Annotated in this window: 22 protein-coding genes and 1 pseudogene; 13 read left to right on the top strand and 10 right to left on the bottom strand. The window is 61.6% G+C overall.

Going from position 1 to position 23,103, the window contains the following annotated elements; translation table 11 throughout:
• Positions 1-18: 18 nt before the first annotated feature.
• Positions 19-126: pseudogene (locus tag V8P77_RS15255) on the bottom strand (ABC transporter ATP-binding protein); the annotation flags it as partial.
• A gap of 145 nt (positions 127-271) precedes the next feature.
• The gene (gene moaA / locus V8P77_RS15250; RefSeq protein ID WP_335913197.1) at positions 272-1,318 is read right to left on the bottom strand and encodes a GTP 3',8-cyclase MoaA; all 1,047 of its coding nucleotides are present in this window, start codon (positions 1,316-1,318) and stop codon (positions 272-274) included.
• A gap of 136 nt (positions 1,319-1,454) precedes the next feature.
• On the opposite strand from moaA, the gene V8P77_RS15245 reads away from it, so the two are divergent.
• Together V8P77_RS15245 and V8P77_RS15240 are read left to right on the top strand one after the other, a co-directional pair.
• On the top strand, positions 1,455-1,829 hold the full coding sequence (locus V8P77_RS15245) for a gamma-butyrobetaine hydroxylase family protein (protein WP_032992510.1): 375 nt from the start codon (positions 1,455-1,457) through the stop codon (positions 1,827-1,829).
• Between the two features lie 62 nt (positions 1,830-1,891).
• Positions 1,892-3,082 carry a low temperature requirement protein A gene (locus V8P77_RS15240; RefSeq protein WP_335913196.1) on the top strand — a complete coding sequence of 397 codons (1,191 nt, stop codon included), beginning with the start codon at positions 1,892-1,894 and terminating at the stop codon, positions 3,080-3,082.
• A 3-nt stretch (positions 3,083-3,085) separates the two neighbouring features.
• Here the strand turns inward: V8P77_RS15240 and V8P77_RS15235 are convergent, their stop codons facing one another.
• Positions 3,086-3,553: a MarR family winged helix-turn-helix transcriptional regulator gene (locus tag V8P77_RS15235; protein WP_335913195.1), complete on the bottom strand. Its 468-nt coding sequence runs from the start codon at positions 3,551-3,553 to the stop codon at positions 3,086-3,088.
• A gap of 47 nt (positions 3,554-3,600) precedes the next feature.
• Between V8P77_RS15235 and V8P77_RS15230 the strand changes: the two genes are divergently transcribed.
• Together V8P77_RS15230 and V8P77_RS15225 are read left to right on the top strand one after the other, a co-directional pair.
• Positions 3,601-4,581: an alpha/beta hydrolase gene (locus tag V8P77_RS15230; RefSeq protein WP_335913194.1), complete on the top strand. Its 981-nt coding sequence runs from the start codon at positions 3,601-3,603 to the stop codon at positions 4,579-4,581.
• A 37-nt stretch (positions 4,582-4,618) separates the two neighbouring features.
• A complete protein-coding gene (locus V8P77_RS15225) occupies positions 4,619-5,230 on the top strand; it encodes a pyridoxamine 5'-phosphate oxidase family protein (protein ID WP_335913193.1) in 612 nt (203 codons plus the stop codon).
• 246 nt (positions 5,231-5,476) lie between these two features.
• Here the strand turns inward: V8P77_RS15225 and V8P77_RS15220 are convergent, their stop codons facing one another.
• Positions 5,477-6,544 (bottom strand): GGDEF domain-containing protein, encoded by a 1,068-nt coding sequence (locus tag V8P77_RS15220; RefSeq protein ID WP_335913192.1) that lies wholly within the window; start codon positions 6,542-6,544, stop codon positions 5,477-5,479.
• A 338-nt stretch (positions 6,545-6,882) separates the two neighbouring features.
• Here V8P77_RS15220 and V8P77_RS15215 point away from each other — a divergent pair, with 338 nt between their 5' ends.
• Entirely contained in the window at positions 6,883-7,089 is a 207-nt protein-coding gene (locus V8P77_RS15215) for a hypothetical protein (RefSeq protein ID WP_335913434.1), read from the top strand.
• A gap of 20 nt (positions 7,090-7,109) precedes the next feature.
• Here the strand turns inward: V8P77_RS15215 and V8P77_RS15210 are convergent, their stop codons facing one another.
• A complete protein-coding gene (locus V8P77_RS15210) occupies positions 7,110-8,717 on the bottom strand; it encodes a fumarate hydratase (RefSeq protein ID WP_335913191.1) in 1,608 nt (535 codons plus the stop codon).
• Between the two features lie 234 nt (positions 8,718-8,951).
• Between V8P77_RS15210 and V8P77_RS15205 the strand changes: the two genes are divergently transcribed.
• The gene (locus tag V8P77_RS15205) at positions 8,952-9,779 is read left to right on the top strand and encodes an Ig-like domain-containing protein (RefSeq protein WP_335913190.1); all 828 of its coding nucleotides are present in this window, start codon (positions 8,952-8,954) and stop codon (positions 9,777-9,779) included.
• Between the two features lie 344 nt (positions 9,780-10,123).
• Here the strand turns inward: V8P77_RS15205 and fumC are convergent, their stop codons facing one another.
• Entirely contained in the window at positions 10,124-11,515 is a 1,392-nt protein-coding gene (gene fumC / locus V8P77_RS15200) for a class II fumarate hydratase (protein WP_335913189.1), read from the bottom strand.
• 61 nt (positions 11,516-11,576) lie between these two features.
• Here fumC and V8P77_RS15195 point away from each other — a divergent pair, with 61 nt between their 5' ends.
• Both V8P77_RS15195 and V8P77_RS15190 read left to right on the top strand, forming a co-directional pair.
• Positions 11,577-11,843 carry a hypothetical protein gene (locus V8P77_RS15195; protein WP_335913188.1) on the top strand — a complete coding sequence of 89 codons (267 nt, stop codon included), beginning with the start codon at positions 11,577-11,579 and terminating at the stop codon, positions 11,841-11,843.
• A gap of 92 nt (positions 11,844-11,935) precedes the next feature.
• A complete protein-coding gene (locus V8P77_RS15190) occupies positions 11,936-13,840 on the top strand; it encodes a L,D-transpeptidase family protein (RefSeq protein WP_335913187.1) in 1,905 nt (634 codons plus the stop codon).
• Between the two features lie 243 nt (positions 13,841-14,083).
• On the opposite strand, the gene V8P77_RS15185 is transcribed toward V8P77_RS15190, so the two are convergent.
• Together V8P77_RS15185 and V8P77_RS15180 are read right to left on the bottom strand one after the other, a co-directional pair.
• Complete coding sequence (locus V8P77_RS15185; RefSeq protein ID WP_335913186.1) at positions 14,084-15,358, bottom strand: IS4 family transposase; 1,275 nt, start codon at positions 15,356-15,358, stop codon at positions 14,084-14,086.
• A 215-nt stretch (positions 15,359-15,573) separates the two neighbouring features.
• Complete coding sequence (locus tag V8P77_RS15180; RefSeq protein ID WP_335913185.1) at positions 15,574-16,290, bottom strand: HAD family hydrolase; 717 nt, start codon at positions 16,288-16,290, stop codon at positions 15,574-15,576.
• Positions 16,291-16,507: 217 nt separating this feature from the next.
• On the opposite strand from V8P77_RS15180, the gene rpiA reads away from it, so the two are divergent.
• From rpiA to V8P77_RS15165, 3 genes are all read left to right on the top strand, one after another.
• A complete protein-coding gene (rpiA, locus tag V8P77_RS15175; protein WP_335913184.1) occupies positions 16,508-17,206 on the top strand; it encodes a ribose-5-phosphate isomerase RpiA in 699 nt (232 codons plus the stop codon).
• 15 nt (positions 17,207-17,221) lie between these two features.
• A complete protein-coding gene (locus tag V8P77_RS15170; RefSeq protein ID WP_335913183.1) occupies positions 17,222-17,785 on the top strand; it encodes a DUF2059 domain-containing protein in 564 nt (187 codons plus the stop codon).
• A gap of 97 nt (positions 17,786-17,882) precedes the next feature.
• Positions 17,883-18,167 carry an acylphosphatase gene (locus tag V8P77_RS15165; protein ID WP_335913182.1) on the top strand — a complete coding sequence of 95 codons (285 nt, stop codon included), beginning with the start codon at positions 17,883-17,885 and terminating at the stop codon, positions 18,165-18,167.
• Between the two features lie 57 nt (positions 18,168-18,224).
• On the opposite strand, the gene V8P77_RS15160 is transcribed toward V8P77_RS15165, so the two are convergent.
• Entirely contained in the window at positions 18,225-18,437 is a 213-nt protein-coding gene (locus tag V8P77_RS15160) for a hypothetical protein (RefSeq protein WP_026159907.1), read from the bottom strand.
• A 247-nt stretch (positions 18,438-18,684) separates the two neighbouring features.
• Here V8P77_RS15160 and gor point away from each other — a divergent pair, with 247 nt between their 5' ends.
• A complete protein-coding gene (gene gor / locus V8P77_RS15155) occupies positions 18,685-20,070 on the top strand; it encodes a glutathione-disulfide reductase (RefSeq protein WP_335913181.1) in 1,386 nt (461 codons plus the stop codon).
• Positions 20,071-20,088: 18 nt separating this feature from the next.
• Here gor and V8P77_RS15150 read toward each other — a convergent pair whose 3' ends face one another.
• On the bottom strand, positions 20,089-21,378 hold the full coding sequence (locus V8P77_RS15150) for a pilus assembly protein TadG-related protein (RefSeq protein ID WP_335913180.1): 1,290 nt from the start codon (positions 21,376-21,378) through the stop codon (positions 20,089-20,091).
• A 277-nt stretch (positions 21,379-21,655) separates the two neighbouring features.
• On the opposite strand from V8P77_RS15150, the gene V8P77_RS15145 reads away from it, so the two are divergent.
• A complete protein-coding gene (locus tag V8P77_RS15145) occupies positions 21,656-23,029 on the top strand; it encodes a class II 3-deoxy-7-phosphoheptulonate synthase (protein ID WP_335913179.1) in 1,374 nt (457 codons plus the stop codon).
• Positions 23,030-23,103 lie beyond the last annotated feature (74 nt).

Here is a 23,103-nt window from a genome sequence, read left to right as displayed (position 1 = left end):
GGCAGACGGTTGCTAGCCTCAACGCGCCGTCCCATCCACGATCACATGATCGGATTCCATCGAGCATTTCTCGACCCGGGCCTCGACCCTGTAGATCTCGCGCAGCATCTCGGCGGTGCGCGTATCCTCCCTCACCTGTGCTCGTCACAGGAATCCAGCCACGGCGCGTCGGCGCCAGGCAAGTGAGTTTTCCGCGCTCAAGGACTTGGGGCGCACTGGATTCCTGTGACGAGCACAGGAATGAGGGTGGGTGGGACGAGTCCCCTAATTTTCACCCACCAGTGACACTCATATGCCTGGCCACTGCCGGACGGTTATGCGTCCGGTCGATGATGAAGTCGTGGCCCTTGGGTTTGCGGGTGATGGCTTCGTCAATGGCGGCGTGGAGGAGGGCGTCGTCTTCGGTGGCGCGCAAGGCAGCGCGGAGATCGGCGGCATCGTTCTGGCCGAGGCACATGTAGAGCGTGCCGGTGCAGGTGAGGCGCACGCGGTTGCAGCTTTCGCAGAAATTATGGGTCATCGGGGTGATGAAGCCGAGGCGGCCGCCGGTTTCTTCGACCCTGACATAACGCGCCGGGCCACCGGTCTGGTAATCGATGTCAGCAAGGGTGAACTGGTCTTCGAGATCGGCGCGCAGCTTTGAAAGCGGCAGGTATTGGTCGGTGCGGTCTTCTTCGATCTCGCCCATCGGCATGGTTTCGATGACGGTGAGATCCATGCCGCGGCCATGGGCGAAGCGCAGCAGCTCCGGCATCTCGGCATCGTTGAAATCCTTCAGCGCCACGGCATTGAGCTTGATCTTCAGCCCGGCTTTCTGAGCCGCGTCGATGCCTTCCATGACCTTGGCGAAATCACCCCAGCGGGTGATCTTGCGAAACTTGTCGGGGTCGAGCGTATCCAGCGAGACGTTGATCCGGCGTACACCGCAATCATAGAGCTCCTCGGCATGGCGGGAAAGCTGTGAGCCGTTGGTGGTCAGCGTCAATTCGTCGAGGCCGGAGCCGATCTTCTGGCCGAGTTGGCGCACCAGATACATGATGTTCTTGCGCACCAAGGGTTCGCCGCCGGTCAGCCTGATCTTGCTGACGCCCTTGGCGATGAAGGCGGAACAGAGCCGGTCGAGCTCTTCCAGCGTCAAGAGATCCTTCTTCGGCAGGAAGGTCATATTCTCCGCCATGCAATAGGTGCAGCGGAAATCGCAGCGGTCGGTGACGGAGACGCGGAGATAGGTGACCGCCCGCCCGAAGGGGTCGATCATCGGGTGTACATCCGCCAACAGCGGCGATGCATTGCCTATCGTTCCAACTCTGGTGTTCACCTGTATCTCCGTACTCTCATCAATGTGGGCATATGCTATTGTCGCGTCAAGGGAAACAGCCCGCGCGAGCATGCCAATTTCAGCTTGCGCTGAAAAAGATCAGCGCCTACTCCTCGCATGAGAAGAGGACAAAATGATGAGCGATATCTGGCCGAGCGAACTTCGCGTCTCGAAAGACAGGCAGCGGCTGGTGGTGACCTTCAACGACGGCCAGAGCTTCGACCTGTCGGCCGAACTATTGCGCGTGCTGTCGCCCTCGGCCGAGGTGCAGGGCCATGGGCCGGGGCAGAAGGTGACTGTGCCGGGCAAACGCAATGTCGCGATCATCTCGATGATGCCGACCGGCAATTACGCGGTCCGGATCGGCTTCGACGACATGCATGATACCGGCATCTACACCTGGACCTATCTGCGCGAACTGGGTGAACGCGGCGCTGAGCTGTTTTCCGCCTATGAGGACGAGCTCCGCGAAAAGGGCATGAACCGCGACACGGCGGAGAAGCCGCGCTGACGCTCACGAGAGCGCCGCTATCACTTTCAATAGACCTATAATTCCAGCCATCGGGGGGCCATATGGCGAAGACGAACGGAAAGAATTGGCTGCGCGCCAAGGGTAGCGCCAGCGGCAGCAAGGTGACCTTCCTCGAACTGTTTTTCGATCTGGTCTTCGTCTTTTCGATCTCGCAGCTTTCGCATGCGCTTGCCGCCCACTACACGCCGCTCGGTGCCGCCGAAGCGGGCCTGATGACCTTCGCCGTCTGGTGGGTGTGGATATTCACGGCCTGGGTGACGAACTGGCTCGATCCGAACAAGATGCCGGTGCGCGGCATGCTGGTGGCGCTGATGATGCTCGGGCTGCTGCTGTCTGCCTCGATCCCCGAGGCTTTCGGCGACAAGGGACTGCTGTTTGCCGGCGCCTATGTGGCGATGCAGGTCGGGCGCTCGCTGTTTGCCACCTATGCGATGACGCGCGTCGACCGCGCCAATACGCTGAATTTCATCCGCATCACAACCTGGCTCGCGGTATCGGGCGTCTTCTGGATCGTCGGCGGGCTGCTTGAGCATGAAGCCCGGCTCATCGCCTGGGCGATTGCGCTGGCGATCGAATATGCCGGGCCGGCTGCGGGCTTTGCCGTACCGGGGCTCGGCCGCTCGACGGCGAGTGACTGGGACGTGTCCGGCGCGCATATGGCCGAGCGCTGCGCGCTCTTCGTCATCATCTGCCTCGGCGAGGCAATCCTCGTTTCCGGCCGCACCTTTTCCGAGCTGCCGTTCTCGGGGCTGACCGGCGTCGTCTTCGTCACCGCCTTCGTCGGAACGGTCGCCATGTGGTGGCTCTATTTCCGCTTCGGACACGGGCGTGCCGCCCACCGCATCGAGCATTCAGAGACGCCGGGCCGCTTGGCGCGGCAGGCCTTCACCTATGGGCATATCCCCATCCTCGCCGGCATCATCGTCCATGCGGTGGCGGTTGAATTCATGTTCTCGCATCCGCACGAAACCGGAGATCTCGGTATCGCCGCCGCGGTGCTCGGCGGTTCCGGCCTGTTCCTGATCGGCAATCTCTGGTTCAAGGGCGCGACCAGCGGGCGGATGCCGCTCTCGCATCTCGCAGGTCTCGTGCTGCTGATCCTGCTTGCCTTTGCCGCGCCCTTCATCGAGGTCTATCTGATGGGCATTCTGGCGACGCTGGTGCTGATCGTCGTCGCCGCCTGGGAATACCGCTCGCTGACCGGTACGGAGGCAGCGCCGACGCTGCATTGAACATCAGTCCTCGTCGCGCAGATCTTTCAGCAGCACCGTGATGATCCGCTCCATCGAATCGGCGGTCGCCATGCATTGCTCGATCGGCTCTTCCGAGAGCGTGCGTTCGATGAGATCCGTCTGGATCGCCATCGCCGCTTCGGTCAGCTTGCGGCCCTCCGGCGTCAGATAAAGGCGCAGCACGCGTTTGTCGCGCTGGTCACCGCGCCGTTCGATCAGCCGGCGGTTTTCCATTTGCGGCAAGAGCATGCTCATGTTGGAGCGTCCGACCAGCAGCTTGCGCGCCAGTTCCTGCTGCGAGATGCCTTCGAAACGGTAGAGATTGACCAGGATATCGAGATGCGGCGGCTTGATATCGAGATCGGCAAGCGAGCGGGCAAGCGACTGCTGCATCAGTTGGCAGGCGCGCGCCACCGCGATCCAGCTGCGAAAACGCGGATGATCCCATGGAAGGGATTGATTTTTGTTCATCGTTGTACTTTATTGTTCATTGTTGAACAGTATTTTGGAATCCCACTATGGCAAACTTTGCGCTTGACGTCACCCGCCTCGGGTTTTCGCTGCTGCAGGCGGTTTCGCCTGATCTGGCGGGGAGGGCAGCGTTCCGGCTGTTCTGCCGGACGCCATCGGCTAAGCCGAAGGGAGCAAAGGCGAGGGCGGCGCATGTAGCGGGTGCGGCCCGGCTTGCCGGCGCCGAACGTTTTACCCTCCGGCTCGCTGGCGGGCGCCAAGCGTATGCCTATCGGCTGAACGGCGGGGCGAGAGGCAAGCGCAAGCGCTATCTGGTGACGCATGGCTGGGGATCGAGCGCGGCATATATGGCCGAACTCGTCTCGATGCTTTCGGCAACGGGTGCAGAGGTCGTGGCGCTCGATTTTCCCGGCCATGGCCGCTCGGGCGGGCGCTTCCTGCATATGGGACTTGCGGTCGCGACGATCGCGGCGGTCGAGGCGCGCTTCGGCGCGTTCGATGCGGCGATCGGCCATTCCTTCGGCGGTGCGGCGCTGATGGTCTCAGCGGCAGGCCTGCTGCCTGGCGTGGCGCCTGTCACCACGGAGAGACTGGTGCTGATCGGCGCGCCGAGCGAGATGGGCTGGCTGTTTACCGCTTTCGGCCGGATGGTCGATCTTCGCCCTGCGGCGCAAGCGGCACTGGAGAACGAGGTCCATCGCGTCACCGGACGGAGACTTGAAGATTTCGACGTCGGCGCGGCGGCGGGCGCGATCGGCCGACCGGTGCTCGTCATCCATGCCGAAGATGACAAGGAGGTGTCGTCTCTCCATGCCAGGCGCTATGGCGCGGCGGGGAAGGGCGTTCGGCTTCTCTGGGCGAACGGCTTCGGCCACCGGCGCATCATCGGCGCCGCACCGGTTCTTGCTGCGATCGCGGCGTTTCTCGGCGGCGATCGGGACGCGGGTGAAGCGCCTGATAAAGACATCAAAAAAGATGCGGAGATCATTCCGTTTTTTGAGCTTCCGGCAAGACGCGCGGCATTGTAGCGTCCGTCGCGAAGATCAAGCCGCGGCGGGACGCCTCATGAAAATCATCAGCAGCATCGAAGAGCTTAACACGATCTACGGGGCCGGGCTTTCGCCGGCCTCCGTCACCAAGGTGACGAAGCAATTGACCCCGCTCTATCGGGAGATGATCGAGATCTCGCCGTTTGCAGCGCTTGCGACCGTCGGGCCGGAAGGGCTCGATTGTTCACCGCGCGGCGATCTTGGCGGCGTGGTGCGCGTCGTCGACGACGAGACGCTGCATCTGCCGGATTGGCGCGGCAACAACCGGGTCGATTCGCTGTCCAACATCGTGCGCGATCCGAGACTGGCACTGATGTTCCTGATCCCCGGCTCGAACACGACGATGCGCATCAACGGCCACGGCGTCGTCTCCGACGACGCCGCGCTGCTTTCGAGCTTCGAGATGGATGGCAAACATCCGCGCACCGTCGTCGTGATTTCGATCGACGAGGTCTATTTCCAATGCGCGCGCGCCGTGATGCGAGCCGAGCTCTGGAATGGAGGACACTTCGCCGATCCGGCAAAGCTGCCGACGCCCGGGCAGATGCTGAAGGCGGCGGTCGGCGATTTCGACCAGGAAACCTATGATCGAGAATGGCCCGGGCGGGCGGCGAAGACGATGTGGTAGGGTATCCAGCCTGATATAAGCTGCACCGACTGCAGATGTTTGGGACAAACCCACTGCTGCCCGGTTCGCGCTGGTGGCAGCCCCTCACCCTAACCCTCTCCCCGTAAACGGGGCGAGGGGACGTGCCATGCTTGAGGTCGGCGGGGGAACGGAGAGGTTGCGGCATACCCCTTCGCCCCGTTTACGGGGAGAAGGTGCAGGCAGGCGGATGAGGGGCTGGTCTCGGCATGCCGAGACCGATTACCCTCAAGTCTTGTAGATCAGCCAGCTCTTGGTGAAATCCTTCTGCATGCCGTCCTGATAGAGGATGGTGCAGTTGCGGCCGGCATTCTTGGCGCCGTAAAGGGCGATGTCGGTCTTGCTATAGAGTTCGCCGGCATCCTCGGCATTGGAGGCCATGCAGATGCCGATCGAGACGGTAACTGGACCGTAATTCACCCGCGTACGGGAGTTTTTGAACGGCGTCGTTTCCAGCGTGCGGCGGATGCGCTCGGCAATTGCGGTGACTTCTTCGGGCGTGTTGCCGTCGATGATGAGGGCGAACTCCTCGCCGCCGGTTCGGGCGACGAAAATGTCGCGACGGACATTGCTGCGGATGACGGAGGCGACGGTGGCAAGGACCTTGTCGCCGACCGGATGGCCGTAGGTGTCGTTGATCTTCTTGAAATTGTCGATGTCGCAGAGCAGCAGCGCCGTTACCGGCCGCATGCTCGAATTGTCGAAGATGGCGGCGAGGCGGTCGTCGAAGGCGCGGCGGTTGGACAGGCGCGTCAGCGAGTCGGTGTTGGCGATGCGCTTGTATTCGTCGAGTTCCTTGCGGACCTGATCCATCTCCTGCGAGCGCTGGACGACGTCCTCGACCGTGCGTTCGCCATGCGCCATGGTGTCGCCGGTCGCCTGGCTCAGCAGATCGATGGCGTTTTCGATCAGTTCGACGCTGGCATTGCTCTTGGAGGTGATGCGCTTGTGGGTTTCGCCGAGCAGCTTGGTATAACTTTCGAGCGAGCTCTGCTCCTGCCTGAGAATGCGCAGCAGGCCCTCGAGTTCGCCGGCAATACGCGTATGGGCATCGTCGAAGACACGGGCAGGGCTGTGGGTGAAGTGCTGCGCGCCGAGCGCATCGAGTTCGGCCTGGGTCACCTGGCCGCCGAGGGCCGCGAGCTCGCGGGTCAAGGCCGGATTGGAGCCGATATAGGCCTCGTAGAAGAGTTGGTAATTGCGCGGTATCGGCGCAACGCCCATGGAGCGCATGGCGTAGGTGATCTGACCCGCAACGTCGGGAACCTGCACCTTGGGCGCGACAGCCGTATTCATCCGGCGAACTCCTCATATATTCAAAGGCAATATTCCATTTGTTAGCTTAAATTTCTTGGGAAAAGATTAAAGCGATATATACCAAAGATTACATGCGACAAACGCCCCATGGGCCAATACTTCGAGCAGGCCTATGATTCTCCACGGAAAAACGTATCTTTAGCGGGACAGTGGATACTCGCTGAGCGGGAGCAGTGTCTAAAAAACTTACAGTTCTTCTCTGCTGGAGACCGTATTCATCTTGTCGACAGGCCGTTTCGTATTGCAGTCCCGGTATTTCGGCGTGATATTTCTTGGTGATAGACCCGATCGTATCCTGCAAGCCAGGGCTTGAGATCGTGGAAACCTCCCCTCATATTTCTTTCGCCATCCTCGCCTTCACCGTCCTCGCCGCCGGCACCTTGCTGCTGGAGCACACCGGCTTCTTCGCCGGGGTTTTCCGCACGGAGATCTTGGCGAGGATCAATGCCGGGGATGTGGTGAGCGTAGGCGAGGCGGCGACGGCGCGGAACATCAGCGCGTCGGATAAGGCGTCGGCACGGTAGAGCAGGCGCAGCCTGCCCCATCACCCCAAATTCAGCTCCTGGAAGAAATCATTGCCCTTGTCGTCGATGACGATGAAGGCCGGGAAGTTTTCGACTTCGATCTTCCAGACCGCTTCCATGCCGAGTTCGGGATATTCGAAGACCTCGACCTTGCGGATACAGTCCTGGGCAAGACGGGCGGCGGGGCCGCCGATCGAGCCGAGATAGAAGCCGCCGTGTTCTTTGCAGGCTTCGCGCACGGCGCGCGAACGATTGCCCTTGGCGAGCATCACCATCGAGCCGCCGAAAGACTGGAACTGATCGACATAGCTGTCCATGCGGCCGGCCGTGGTCGGGCCAAAGGAGCCGGAGGCGTAGCCGACCGGTGTCTTGGCGGGGCCGGCGTAATAGACCGGGTGGTTTTTCAGATAATCGGGCATGCCTTCGCCCTTTTCCAGCCGCTCGCGGATCTTGGCGTGCGCTAGGTCGCGGGCGACGATGATGGTGCCGGTCAAGGACAAGCGCGTCTTGACGGGATGCCTGGAGAGTTCGGCGAGAACCTCGGCCATCGGCCGGTTGAGGTCAATCCGCACTGTCGATTCCGACAGTTTCGCCTCGTCGATCTCGGGCATGTATTTCGACGGATCGGTTTCGAGCTGCTCGACGAAGATGCCATCGCGGGTGATCCGGCCCTTGGCCTGACGGTCGGCGGAACAGGAGACGCCGAGGCCGATCGGCAGCGAGGCGCCGTGGCGGGGCAGGCGGATGACACGCACGTCATGACAGAAATACTTGCCGCCGAACTGGGCGCCGACCCCCATCTGCTGGGTCAGCTTGTGGATTTCCTTCTCCATATCGACGTCGCGAAAAGCGTGGCCGCTCTCGGAACCTTCGGTCGGCAGCTCGTCGAGATAGCGGGTGGAGGCGAGCTTGACGGTTTTGAGGTTCATTTCGGCCGAGGTGCCGCCGATGACGATCGCCAGATGGTAGGGAGGACAGGCTGCCGTCCCTAACGTCAGGATCTTCTCCTTAAGGAAGTCGATCATCCGGTCTTGGGTCAAAAGCGAGGGCGTGCCCTGGTAGAGGAAGGTCTTGTTGGCCGAGCCGCCGCCCTTGGCGACGAAGAGGAATTCGTAGGCGTCGGTGCCTTCCTCGTATATGTCGATCTGGGCCGGCAGATTGTTTCTGGTGTTCTTTTCCTCGAACATTTTGACCGGCGCGAGCTGCGAGTAACGCAGGTTCTTCTTCTCATAGGCGTCCATGACGCCGCGGGCCAGCGCCGCCGTGTCCTCGCCCTCGGTCCAGACCCTGCGGCCTTTCTTACCCATAATAATCGCGGTGCCGGTATCCTGGCACATGGGCAGCACGCCACCGGCAGCGATATTGGCGTTCTTCAAGAGATCGTAGGCAACGAAACGGTCATTGTCGGTCGCTTCGGGATCGTCGAGGATCGAGGCGAGCTGTTTCAGATGGCCGGGGCGCAGCAGGTGGTTGATGTCGGCAAAGGCAGTTTCGGCCAGCAGCCGGATGCCTTCCGGCTCGACGGTCAGGATCTCCTGGCCCTTGAACGTATCGACCGAGACATGGTCTCCGCTGATCTTGCGGTAGGGGGTGGCATCCTTGCCGAGAGGGAAGAGATCGTCAGCCATCGAAGTGACCTTTCTGGTAGGCGTCGCTAGATTGGAACCGGTCTAAATCCGCCGCGGGGCAAATGCAATCAGCATGCGCCGGAGTCCGGCCGGTTAAGCCATGTCGCACGTGCTGCACCACGTGCAGCGGGTGAGGCGAGCCGGCGTAATCGCCTCGATAAAAGATGACTTTAAGTTGCCTCCGCTTCGAAGCCAGTCCATATTCCCGGCCGCGTTAACTTGCTGGAGCTTCCGATGACGAATGCAAGGCCAACTGCTAACGACGATCTCCGCATTTTCTTCGAGCATGACTGGATCCGAGGGGATCTGCTCGCCAATGACAGCGATCCCGAGGGGGCACCCCTTTATCTTCGCTTTTTCGACGGCGTGCGCGTCGACGCGAAACACGGGCTCGCACAGGAAACGATCATACGAGGGACCTATGGAACCTTCACCGTGCGGCCGGATGGCCACTTCGAGTATGAGCTGGATTTTACGCTCGACGTGGTGAAGAACCTGCGGGCGCATGAGCAGCTGATCGAAGAGATCCGCTACAAGATCTCCGATGGCGCAGGCGGGACGGATGTCGGGGTTCTGACGCTCGCGATCGACGGCGTCAATGAAGAGGACAAGTATCACGAAGTCCTGGATTTCGACGACATGGGCGTCACATCGAGGGCGGATAATTTCTTCCTCCCCGACTATCGGGGGTTTTCGCTCTCCGTGAACGGCAGTCACGAGCTCACGCTTCTGAACGGGTATGTCTATGATACCATCCCGGGTGTCGACGCCATCACCGAGGATGGTTTCAGCGATACCGTCCTATCTCCGGGTTCCGCGCCGGTAAGCTTGAAATTGATCGATGGCGGGGAATTCACCTTTCAGAGCGTCTCGATCGCCGAATTGTCGGCATCGCCGTTTCACTTGACGCTGACTGCCCTGAATGACGGCCAGATCGTCTATCAGCAGGAGCTCGAGGTCACAGATTCCAATCTGGTGGTTGATATCGAAGACATCGACGAAATCCAGTTCGACTTCATGGGTAATTCGGTCGTGATGGACAATTTTTCGCTGTGGGTCTGAGGCTTGGCGGGTATGCCGAGGGCGCCCTGGCCTGTGCCGGCAGGCGGATGCGGGGGTTTTATCGGCGTTGGTAAGACAGCAACTTGGTCCGATGTATCTTGCTCCGGCTAAGAAGAGAGGGCAAGGCGTTGCTAAACGTCTCTTCTCCCCAGCGGGGAGAAGTGCCGGAGCGAAAGCGAGGCGATGAGGGGTGAGCGGCAAAGCCGCGAATGCACGGAGCGCAAGCGAAGGGGAATATTGTGTGTGTGCCGTGTGGCCCCCTCATCCGACCCTTCGGGCCACCTTCTCCCCGCTGGGGAGAAGAGGGAGCAAAAGGAGAGGTGGGGCAGGCCACCTCAACCGTCCTATTTCGGCCCGATCATCGTTTCCGGGCGCACGATCGCATCATATTCTTCCGACGTCACCAGGCCGCTGGCGAGGGCTTCTTCCTTCAGTGTCGTGCCGTTCTTATGCGCCGTCTTGGCGATCTTGGCGGCCGCGTCGTAGCCGATCTTCGGGGCAAGTGCCGTCACCAGCATCAGCGAGCGTTCGAGGCCGGCCTTGATGTTGTCCTCGCGCGCCTCGATGCCGACGACGCAATTGTCGGTGAAGGAGACGGCGGCGTCGGCGAGCAGCTGCACCGACTGCAGGAAATTATAGGCCATCATCGGGTTATAGACGTTGAGCTCGAAATGGCCCTGACTGTCGGCGAAGGTGAGTGCTGCATTGTTGCCGAAGATGTGGATGCAGACCTGCGTCATCGCCTCGCACTGGGTCGGGTTGACCTTGCCGGGCATGATCGATGAGCCGGGTTCGTTTTCCGGCAGCGCCAGCTCGCCGAGGCCGGCGCGCGGGCCGGAGCCGAGCAGGCGGATGTCGTTGGCGATCTTGAAGAGGGCAGCGGCTGCCGCATTGATGGCGCCATGGGAAAAGACCATGCTGTCATGCGAGGCGAGTGCCTCGAACTTGTTCGGCGCGGTGACGAAGGGCATGCCTGTTATATTGGCGATCTCCCGGGCGACCTTTTCGGCAAAACCAACAGGCGCATTGAGGCCGGTGCCGACGGCGGTGCCGCCCTGGGCAAGCTCGCAGAGGCCGGGCAGGGTCATCTCGATGCGCTTGATGGCGGAGCCGACCTGGGCGGCATAACCGGAGAATTCCTGGCCGAGCGTTAGCGGCGTCGCATCCTGGGTGTGGGTGCGGCCGATCTTGATGATGTGGCTGAATTCGGTGACCTTCATGTCGAGGGCGGCATGCAGGTGCTTCAGGGCCGGCAGCAGGTGATGGGCGATCTGCTCGGCGCAGGCGATGTGCATGGCCGTCGGATAGGTGTCGTTCGACGACTGGCTCATGTTGACATGATCGTTCGGATGCACCGGCTTCTTGGAACCCATGACGCCGCCGAGCATTTCTATCGCACGATTGGAGATCACCTCGTTGGCATTCATATTGGACTGCGTGCCTGAACCGGTCTGCCAGACGACCAGCGGAAAGTGGTCGTTCAGCTTGCCGTCGATCACCTCCTGGGCGGCGTCGACGATCGCTTTGCCGAGGGCAGGATCGAGCTGGTCGAGCGACATGTTGGCGCGGGCGGCGGCCTGCTTGACGATGCCGAGCGCGCGCACGATCGACAGCGGCTGCTTTTCCCAGCCGATCTTGAAATTGCCGAGCGAACGCTCGGCCTGGGCGCCCCAATATCGGTCGGCGGCGACCTCGATCGGGCCAAAAGTATCGGTTTCGGTGCGGGTTACGGTCATCGGCCTTGCCTTCCCTTTACATGCTGTTTTCGGGCATTTTCGAAAGATGAGGTCTTATAGGTTGGAAAGTCCGACAAGAAAACTGGAGGCCGCGCGAAATATTGAAATCGGCAGTCATGTTTGCGCTGGCTTTTCGGCGTGCCTTTTAGGCCACTTTGGAAATTTTATGCGTCCGGGCGTTTTCGCCGCACTGGTCTGGCGGCGAAAATTCGGTAAAAAATTAACTAATAATTTCATAATTTTGTGTGAACTGCTGGGCGGCGCCGTGCAGGATCTCCGTCACACAAAATTGAGTCCGCCGGCGCTGGCGGCGCAGGCCGGTTTCTGATCAATGAGGCCCCTACGCTGCTTGAGTTTCGCGGGATTTGAGCTTGAGCCTTGCGCTCGTGACAAGAACAGCATGACCGGACTGGAAGATATATGACGTTCGTTTTGAAAAGCGCGGCATCCGCATTGGCACTTTCCTGCGGCGTGGCAATGATGAGTGCCGCACCCGCGCATGCTTATACACTGATGGACATGCTGCGCGGCGACAGGCAGCGGACACAGAGCACCATCTTCATGGACCAGATGCCGCCCGGCCGTGTGGGCCAGCGCGGCGGCTCGCTCGGCGGGCTCGATCCGGAAGCGCCGCTGCCGAAGGTGAGCGGTCCGCGTTATTATACCTATAAAACCGAGACGCTGCAGTTCGTCGATACCGGCAGGTTTGCCGATCCCGTCGTCACCGGCGCGGTTGCCGATGTTTCAGGCAGCGGTGACGCCAGCGTCGAGCCGGCCGTGCAGCGTCGTTTCCTGGCACAGGCCAAGGTGCGCGCCAATGCCGACGTCGCAAAGGCACTCGAAGCCTATTACGGCGACAGCCGCAATCCGCTCGTCTGGGTCGAGGGCAACCAGATCAACGACCGCGCCAAGTCGGCGATGCTGGTACTTGCCGATGCGTCCTTCGTTGGCCTCGACCCGGCGGATTACGCCGTCCAGACGCCTGATATCGACCCGGCCAATCCCGATCCCGCCTTCCGCGACCGGGCGCTGACACAGTTCGAGCTCGATCTCTCCGCCAAGGTGCTCGCCTTCGTGCAGGACACGGTGCGCGGCCGCATCGATCCGAACAAGATCTCCGGCTATCATGACTTCCAGCGCAAGGTGGTCAATCTGGCCCCGGTGCTGAAGCTTGCCCGCTTGAGCCCAGATGTCGGTGCCTACATCGCCAGCCGCTCGCCCGATAGCCCGCAATTCCAGGCGCTGAAGGCGGAGCTTGCCAAGCTTCGCGCCGCCGACGGCGGCAATGAGGAGCGAATCGTCGTTTCGCTCGACAGGCTGCTGCGGCCTGGCGACAGCTCGCCGGAGATCGCCAATATCGTCAAGGCGATCGGCAAGCACGGCTCTGAAACGCTGAGGACCGATCATGCGGCAACGCTTGCTGCTTACACAGGCAGCATCGACTATTCGCCCGACATCGTTTCGCTGGTCGAGGATTTCCAGAAAGAGCGTGGGCTGAAGCCCGATGGCGTCATCGGCCAGGCGACAGTGCGTGCCATGACCGGCGGCGATACCAATGCCTCGAAGATCGACAAGCTCGTCGTTGCCATGGAGCAGGCGCGCTGGCTGCCAGAGGATCTCGGTTCCCGCTACGTCATGATCAACCAGCCGGCCTACATGGTCTACTACCACAATGACGGCAAGGAACAGCTGTCGATGCGCGTGGTGGTCGGCGGCAAGAACAACCAGACCTATTTCTTCGACGACGAAATCGAGACGGTCGAGTTCAACCCTTTCTGGGGCGTACCGCAGTCGATCATCATCAACGAGATGCTGCCGAAGCTGCGCTCGGATCCGAACTATCTCGACCAGCTCGGTTATGAGGTCGAAGTTAACGGCCACGCCGTCGCTTCGTCGAGCGTCGACTGGTACGGCTCGACCAACAATGTTTCGGTGCGCCAGCCGCCAAGCAGCGACAATGCGCTCGGCGAACTGAAGATCCTGTTCCCGAACAGCCACGCGATCTACATGCACGACACGCCGTCGAAGAGCTTCTTCAAGCGCGACATGCGGGCGCTGAGCCACGGTTGCGTACGCCTTGCCGATCCGCGGGCGATGGCGGCCGCCGTGCTCGGCACGACGGTCGACGACGTCGCCAAGCAGATCGCCAGCGGGCAGAACCATGCGGTCCGCGTGCCGCAGAAGATCCCGGTCTATGTGTCCTACTTCACCGCCTGGCCGAACAAGGACGGCGTGGTGGAATATTTCGACGACGTCTACGGCCGCGACGCTTATGTCGACAAGGCTTTCGACGCGACGACTAAGGCGCGTGGCGCGCAGATCTGATAATTGGATTTGATGACGCTGGCGGGCGGTCTTTGGGCCGCCCGTTTTTGTTTTGGGGTGTCTGCGTGCAAGAAATAAGAGGAGAGGACGTGCCGTGTGGTCCCCTCATCTGCCTGCCGGCATCTTCTCCCCGCCGGGGAGAAGCGGAATCGTGGCGGCGTCTCGCCCTTCCTGAAAGCGCCGTTTGTGGAAACGAGCGAAAGCAACTTGCTCTCCCTCTTCTCCCCAGCGGGGCTATTAGATTCACACATCCTCGAAAGCGTCGAGGAGGAGGGATACGCCGCGCTTGGCGGCCTGGAACTGTTGCCAGCCGTCGAGCAGGACGATCGGGCCTGGCTTGCCGTAGTAGCCGGTCCATCCGCCGAGGCGGGCGCAGACCCAGGCGGCATAGGCCAGTGAGCCTTTGGGATGCGGGTTCTTCTGCCGGGCGGTGTTGCCCTCCAGCTTGGCGCAGAAGGCTTCCAGCAGCGGCCGGTCGCACGGCTCGAAGGCGTCTTCGATCGGCCGCAAGGCGCCACCGGGCGGAGCACCGTCCCGGGCATGCACCAGTTGCTGCACGATCACGGCCGCGACGAAGGCGGCCATGACCAGATTGCTCAGCGGCGCTTCGTCCTCGATGCGCAGACCTTCGATATCAAAGCCCTGGGTCTTCAGGGTGCGGAACAATTGCTCGATCGCCCAGCGGCGGCGATAAAGAGCGATGACCGCCGCCGCCTGATCGGCATCCGACACCGCGTAGGTCGTCAGCAGCTGCCAATGGATCGGCGTCTCGCCCGGCGGTGGCGCGCTCTCGCGCACATCCACCAGACAAAGGCGCACACCATCCGGGACCTTCTTGTAGATGCCGTTCCTCGGGGCCGGCAAGGTCACCGCGCTGAAGCGGATCGCCAGCTGCGTGTCGCGTTGCTTGCGGCCGGGCTTGGCCGGCAGGGTGAAGGCCAAGCTTGCCGCAACCGGCAGGGCGTCCGCCAGGGAAAGCAGCGACGGCTGGTCCCTGCCGAGGCTGCGGTCTCGGGCCAGCCGGATGATGAGGTCGACATTGGCGGGTCGACGCGTGAAGGCCTCGTAGATATCGCTTTCACGGTCGGCAATGACGGTGATGTGGCGTGCCGCAGCGCAAACCTGCGCGGCGCGATCGGCGCCCTCCAGCCAGCGATAGCTTTCCTTCTCCTCGATCGGACGAGCGCGCTGCGTGCCGCGCTTGCCCTGGTCGCGGCTGAGAAACTGTCCGTGGATCGCCCCGACGATCGCGCCATCATCGGCGTCGACCCCGATCATCGCGTGCAGATAAAGACCACCGCCGCCGCCGGAGCGCACGACCGTCGTATCCTGAATGGCCAGGATGTGACGGTCCGCACAACGGCTGGCCGTGCGTAGCGCCGCCTCATCGATCATCGCCTGCGGATCGATCGCAGCATTGCGCAAAAAACGGCTCAAGCGGATTTCTCCGGCGCGGTTGCCGCCGAGCTTGCGCACCCGCATTGCCTGGCCGGCAGTGGCAACAAGGCGCTCCAGCAAGAACGCCCCCCTTTTTCCAGGCGACGGTCGCCCAAACCGTCCCAGCCTCAAATCATCCATCACTCAATTCTCCTGCTTTGCAGCAAAAGAATCAGAACTGAATTCCATAGGCAATTCTAAATGTGTGAATGCCATAGCCCCAGCGGGGAGAAGGCGGCCCGAAGGGTCGGATGAGGGGGCCGCGATCGCAAAGACATACGGCTGATCGCCAAGCCTCAGACGTCAACCTTCTCCGCATATTCCCGCAACAGCGTTTCCACCAGCTCCGGCGTCAACTCATCGAAGTGGGTGATGATAACATCCGGATCGAGGCTTGAAACCGGCACGTCGGAATAACCGAAAGGCACGGCGATCGACGGTAGGCCGGCGTTTCTCGCCACGGCGATATCGTTGACGCTGTCGCCGATCATCACGGTGCGGGTGATGTCGCCGCCGGCGCGTTCGATGGTGCTGGTGAGGTGGCGGGCGTCGGGCTTGCGGTATTCGAAGCTGTCGCCGCCGGTGATGGCGTCGAAATATCGGGTAAGCTCGAGCTTGCCGAGCAGGCCGAGCGCCAGGCTTTCCATCTTGTTGGTGCAGACGGCGAGGCGGTAATCTTGGGATTTCAGCCGGTCCATGGCGGCGACCAGGCCGGGATAGGGTTCGGTCCGGCCGGGCATGTTGCCGGCATAGTGGGCAACGAAACGCTCGACCAGCGGCGGCAGGGCGTCGCTTTCGAGCGGATGGCCGCGCAACCGGCAGGCGCGCTCGATCATGACGCGTGCGCCCTGGCCGACGAGATGGGTGAGGTCGTCGTAGCTGACCGGTTCGAGGTCAAGGGCCGCGATTGTGTGGTTCAGGCTCTCGACCAGGTCCACGTGGGTATCGAGAAGGGTGCCGTCGAGATCGAAGACGACGAGCGCCGGGCGAGCGGGAACAGGGGTCAAGGGCATGTCTCTTTGAGCGATGGTCGTCTTGAGGAGCGTCCTAGGGAACGATGGATCGTCCCTGAGGTAGGCGATCGTGTGGCGGAAAGCAACGTCCGGCGATGGTCGGGAAGGCTGCAGGCCTCTGTTTCGGCTTTTCATTTTCCGTGATGATTTTGACTTTCGTTTGCCAGGCGAGCCGTGTAAACAGCACATCCAACGCAATATCAGGAGCTGGCGGCGCATGGATGCCCGCGAAATGAAGATCAAGGCCGCCGAGGCCGCACTCGCCCATGTCGAAAGCGGGATGCGTCTCGGGATCGGCACCGGCAGCACGGCGGAAGAATTCGTTCGCCTGCTGGCGGAGAAGGTCGCGGGCGGCTTCAGGGTCGAAGGCGTTCCGACCTCCGAACGAACCGCGCGGCTCTGCGTCGAACTCGGCGTGCCGTTGAAGTCGCTCGACGAACTGCCGGCACTCGACCTGACGATCGATGGCGCCGACGAGGTCGATCAGGCGCTCAGGCTGATCAAGGGCGGCGGCGGTGCGTTGCTGCGCGAAAAGATCGTCGCGGCCGCCTCCGAGCGGATGATCGTCATTGCCGACGAGAGCAAGCTGGTCGAAACGCTCGGGGCCTTTGCGCTGCCGATCGAGGTCAATCCGTTCGGGTTGGTCTCGACGCGGATCGCGATCGAAAAGGTCGCGACCCGGCTCGGCCTCTCGGGTGAACTTGCTCTGCGCCAATCGGGTGACGGAGAGTTTACCACGGATGGCGGCCATCACATCATCGATGCATCTTTTGGCCGCATTCCTGATGCAGAGGCGCTTTCGAGCGAGCTGAATTCCATACCCGGCGTCGTTGAACACGGGCTCTTTATCAATATGGCGGCACTTGCGATCATTGCCGGTCCTGCGGGTGCGCGCACGCTGCAGGCAAACAGATAACAGGAGCATATACTCATGATGAACATTGCAGGTCTTGGCCGTCTCGCCGCTGCGACCGTCGTTCTTTCCGGGCTTGCCTTCGGCTCCGCCGTCAATGCGCAGGAGGTCTCCGAAGAGCAACTGAAGGCGTCCCGCGCGGCGATCGACGCCATCGGCGCCACTGCCCAGTTCGACAACATCCTGCCCGGTCTTGCCGAGCGCCTGAAGGCCGGCCTGATCCAGGATTCGCCGAACTACCAGGACGTTATTTCGTCGACAGTCGATGCGCAGGCGCTGGCGCTGGCGCCGCGCCGCGGCGATCTGGAGAAGGAGGCGGCACTCACCTATGCCAAGACCTTCACCGTCGAAGAGCTGAAGGCGATCGCCGACTTCTATAATTCCGACGTCGGCAAGAAGCTGCTGCGCGACGGCCCGGTCGCCTCGCGCGAGACGGCGAAGGCTGCCGACATCTGGGCGCAGGGCATTTCCCGCGACCTGGAAAAGCAGAGCAACGCCGAGCTTTCCAAGGTCATCAAGGCGCCGCCTCCGGCAACCGACAGCCCGACCGCTCCGGCACCGGCGCCGGCTGCCCAGCAGTAAGGCCTGCCCCCTCAAATTTGCGAAAGCCCGGCATCGTCCGGGCTTTTTTGATATGATGCGGCAAATGCCGTTGGCGAGGCTTCAGGTGACTGCAGACATGTCCGATCATGATAAGGCCGTCCGAGTGCGGATATCCGGCACGGTCCAGGGTGTCGGTTTTCGCATGTGGACGCGCGACGAGGCGGTGCGGCTCGGTTTGACGGGCTGGGTTCGCAATGAAGAGGACGGGGCGGTCGTCGCAGTGATCGTAGGACCCGACACCGCCATCACGACAATGATCGAGCGTTTCAGGCGCGGGCCTTTGGGGGCGTCGGTTTCGGGCGTCGAGACGGAAGCAGCCCAGCTTGAGAAGAAGCCGTCGGATTTCCGCATTAGCCGCTGATAGCAGCAATCGCTAGGCAGATTCAATTGCCAACGCATATGCGCCGCAACTCAGCCCCTATGGGTTCGGGTTCTTCGCAAGTTGCCACACACCCTCCTCATCCGGCTCCACGCGCTTGTTGCCGCGATAGAAGATCGGCAGCCTCGTCTTCTTGTCGATTGAAAAGCGGCTCGGCGTGTATTTTTCATGCTCGTGGCCCTGAATGGCGAGGCCGAGCGCTTCCTTGAATTTACCAGCCTTGCACAGGTTGCTGAAGAGAGTTTGATCCATCTTTTGCTCCGCCATTCTTTTCCATCCCACGGATTGCCTGCCAGCCTCGGCCGACCGGGTCAACCGTAAACGGTGACTGGTCAACCGAAGACGGTGACTGGGTCAACCGCACTGGTGACCGGGGCCAGCCGTTTACAATGAAGAATCGGCGATGGGAACGGGATGACGCAGGAGCGGGCTTTTGTTTTCATGACGATCGCCCCTATATCAGCAACATCCTTCCTGCGATTCCCTTCCGGAGCTCCTCATGTCTTCCTACGACTACGACCTCTTCGTCATCGGCGGCGGTTCCGGAGGTGTGCGCGGTGCGCGTGTCGCCGCCTCGCTCGGCAAGAAAGTGGCGATCGCCGAAGAATACCGCTACGGCGGCACCTGCGTCATCCGCGGCTGCGTGCCGAAGAAGCTCTTCGTTTATGCTTCGCAGTTCCATGAGCATTTCGAGGATGCGGCGGGCTTTGGCTGGACGGTCGGCGAAAGCAGCTTCGACTGGAAGAAGCTGGTGGCAGCCAAGGATGTCGAAATCGCCCGGCTTGAAGGTCTCTACAAGAAGGGGCTCGCCGGCGCCAATGCCGAGATCCTGGAAACGCGCGCAGAGCTCGTCGATGCCCATACCGTCCGGCTGCTGAAGACTGGACAGACGGTGACGGCAAAGACGATCCTGATCGCCACCGGCGGGCGGCCGAACCCGCATGCGGCCCTTCCCGGTCATGAGCTCTGCATCTCCTCCAACGAGGCCTTTCATCTCGAAGAGCTGCCGAAATCGATCGTGATATCAGGCGGCGGCTATATCGCCGTCGAGTTCGCCAATATCTTCCATGGGCTCGGAGTCGAGACGACGCTGATCTATCGCGGTGCCGAGATCCTGTCGCGCTTCGACGAGGATCTGAGGCGCGGGCTGCACGAGGCGATGGCCGCAAAGGGTATCCGCATCCTCTGCCACGACACGCTGCAGAAGGTTTCGAAGGGTGAGGACGGGCTCATTCTGGAGACACTGAACAACGGCACGCTGCAAGCCGGCGTCGTCATGCTGGCGCTCGGGCGCGATCCGAACACCGAAGGCCTCGGCCTCGAGGCGGCCGGTGTCGCCGTCGACGAGCGCGGCGCCGTTGTCGTCGACGAATATTCACGGACCAATGTCGAAAACATCTATGCGCTCGGCGATGTCACCAACAGGGTACAGCTGACGCCGGTGGCGATCCACGAGGCGATGTGCTTCATCGAGACCGAGTACAAGAACAATCCGACCCGACCGGACTACGAGCTGATCCCGACCGCTGTCTTCTCGCAGCCTGAGATCGGCACCGTCGGTCTCTCGGAAGAGGAGGCGGGCAGGCGTTATCCCGCACTCGAGGTTTATCGCGCCCAGTTCCGGCCGTTGAAGGCCACGCTTTCCGGGCGGGCCGAGCGGATGATCATGAAGCTGATCGTCGATGCGGCGAGCCGCAAGGTGGTCGGCGCCCATATCCTCGGCCACGATGCCGGCGAGATGGCGCAGTTGCTCGGCATCACGCTGAAGGCCGGCTGCACCAAGGACGATTTCGACCGGACGATGGCGCTGCACCCGACGGCGGCCGAGGAGCTCGTCACCATGTATGCGCCGAGCTATCGGATCCGCGATGGCAAGCGGATTTGATTCCGCCTCTGAGCCCACTTAGCTGGTGATACGGGGTGCGCGGATGACCTTGAGGAAGAGTTCCTTCATCGCTTCGGTGATGCCTTGGGTCATCGATACCTCGAAATAAAGACCGGGCGAGGCGCATTCCTGCATCTTCGTGGGGATCTCGTTCTGGAAGGGCCTGATCCAGTCCTTGTACCAGTTGTTCTTCGGCAGCGGCAGATAGGTGGTGTAGAGCACTGCAACTCTGATTCCCTTATCCTTCAGCGGCTGGCAGAAAGACGTGTCGATCGGCTCCTGGCAGCGTTTGCCGGTGAGTTTCTTCGTGCAGCCCTTCGGCTTTTCGCTGTCGCCGACGCCGTCCGAGACGAAGAACAAGACCTTCTGCGGCGTTGTCGACGTGCTGCCGTCGCCGGGTACGGGGATGATGGTTTTCATCTGGTCCAGCGCGCTGTCGAAGCTCGTCTGCTGGTCGTTGTTGAAGCCCTGTCTCGGAATTGTCATCAGATCGACGGCGTCGGTATAGGTGCGCACCTGATCAAGTTTATCCGTCGGCTCGGATATGGTGGTCAACTTGGCATCCTCGGCCTTGGTGCCGAACGTATAGACGCCCATGCGGAATTGGTTGTCGGAAACACGCGTCGTCTTGGCGGTTTGCGTTAGCTCCTTGGTCGCCTGGCGAACGACGTCGATTCGCATGCTGACGCCGAGCTTCTTGGCGAGTTTGTAGTAATTGTTCTTGTTCTCGGTTTCGTGGCAGGCAAAGGCGCAGGTGTCGCTGGTGTTCTTTTCCATGGTCGCGACGTCGGCTGCGGTGGCGCCGACACCCATCGAAGGGGTGTTGTCGAGCAGAATGTAGAAATCCATGAAGGTGGCGGTCTGGTATTCGGCCGTGGCAGTGCCGGAGATCGTGACGGTGTCCCGGCCGAGGATGCGCATGAAGGTGGTGGGCATGGTGGCGCTGAAGGAGACCAGCGAATTCACCTTGTTGGCGGTCTTGGTGACGTCGATGCCAAGATCGACATGAACCTCGGTCAGCTCGCCGGACATTTGCGATGTAAAAATGCTGCGGGCGTCGTCCTTGCCGAGGGAGATCGTGCCGTCGCCACTCATTTTCATCGCGGCGGCGACGGCGCCGGATTTTTCAGAGATCGCGCCGACGGCGGCGGCATCGGCGGCGGCGAAAAGCGCCGTCCTCAAGCTCAGCGCGTGGGCGAGATCCACCGCCATGCCGGCCGCGCCGGCAAGCGGCACCATCAGCAGCGCCGTCATGATGCCGAAATTGCCCGAGCGGTCCGATATGAAACCGGGCGGAAGGATCGCCATGCCATGTCCTCAACGTTAAAACTGTTTTTGCTTTTATATTCAAAGTATAAAATATGGGAAAATCGACATGGTATATGAGGGTTTAACGGCGGATCGGGCGTAGAACGACCGCTTGCAACCACCGATATGCGAGCTTTTGGGGAGCTGCGAGACGATGCCTTTTGGGGCGATCAGGCCGGGGCGAATGGCCTTTGCAAGCGTGAGCTAAAGGTCTATAAGCCGCCGCATATCGAGGATAAGGCATCCCATGGAAGGGATGTAAGAACGGGTGAGTGAAATGGCAGAGAATTGGACCCCGAGCAGCTGGCGGCAAAAACCCATCCTGCAGGTTCCGGATTATCCCGACGCGGCCGCTTTGGCGGCAACGGAGGCCACGCTCGCCAGCTATCCGCCGCTTGTCTTTGCAGGTGAAGCGCGCCGCCTGAAGAAGCATCTCGCCAATGTCGCCGAAGGCGACGGTTTCCTGCTGCAGGGCGGCGACTGCGCCGAGAGCTTCGCCGAACACGGCGCCGACAATATCCGCGACTTCTTCCGCGCCTTCCTGCAGATGGCCGTGGTACTGACCTTCGGTGCGCAGCTGCCGGTCGTCAAGGTCGGCCGCATCGCCGGCCAGTTCGCCAAGCCGCGTTCGTCGAATGTCGAGAAGCAGGGCGACGTGACGCTGCCGGCCTATCGCGGCGACATCATCAACGGCATCGAATTCACCGAGGAGTCGCGCATTCCGAACCCGGAACGCCAGGCCATGGCCTACCGCCAGTCGGCTGCGACGCTGAACTTGCTGCGCGCCTTTGCGATGGGCGGTTACGCCAATCTCGAAAACGTGCATCAGTGGATGCTCGGCTTCGTCAAGGACAGCCCGCAGGGCGAGCGCTACCGCAAGCTTGCCGACCGCATCAGCGAAACCATGGATTTCATGACGGCGATCGGCATTACCTCGGAAAACCAGCCGGCGCTCCGCGAGACCGATTTCTTCACCAGCCATGAGGCGCTGCTGCTCGGTTACGAGGAGGCGCTGACCCGCGTCGATTCCACGTCGGGCGACTGGTATGCAACGTCGGGCCACATGATCTGGATCGGTGACCGTACACGTCAGGCCGACCATGCGCATGTCGAATATTGCCGCGGCATCAAGAACCCGATCGGCCTGAAATGCGGCCCGTCGCTGCAGGCCGACGACCTGCTGCAGCTGATCGACATCCTGAATCCTGCCAACGAGGCCGGGCGCCTGACGCTGATCTGCCGCTTCGGCCATGAGAAGGTCGCCGACAGCCTGCCGAAGCTCATTCGCGCCGTCGAGCGCGAGGGCCGCAAGGTCGTCTGGTCCTGCGATCCGATGCACGGCAACACGATCACGCTCAACAACTACAAGACCCGTCCCTTCGAGCGGATCCTGTCGGAAGTCGAAAGCTTCTTCCAGATCCACCGCGCCGAAGGCTCGCATCCGGGTGGCATCCATATCGAGATGACCGGCAAGGACGTGACCGAGTGCACCGGCGGCGCCCGCGCGGTCTCCGCAGAAGACCTGCAGGACCGCTACCACACCCATTGCGATCCGCGCCTCAACGCCGACCAGGCGCTCGAACTCGCCTTCCTGCTTGCCGAACGCATGAAGGGCGGCCGCGACGAAAAGCGGATGGTCGCCAACGGCTGACAGCGGCCCCAAAACAGATGACGAAAAGCCCGGTTCGCCGGGCTTTTTATTGACAGGCCTCGCCCTTTACTCGA

Origin of the sequence: Rhizobium aouanii (genome assembly GCF_037002925.1) — a bacterium.
GTDB classification, from domain to species: Bacteria; Pseudomonadota; Alphaproteobacteria; order Rhizobiales; family Rhizobiaceae; genus Rhizobium; species Rhizobium aouanii.
This window is presented reverse-complemented; position numbering and strand designations above follow the sequence as displayed.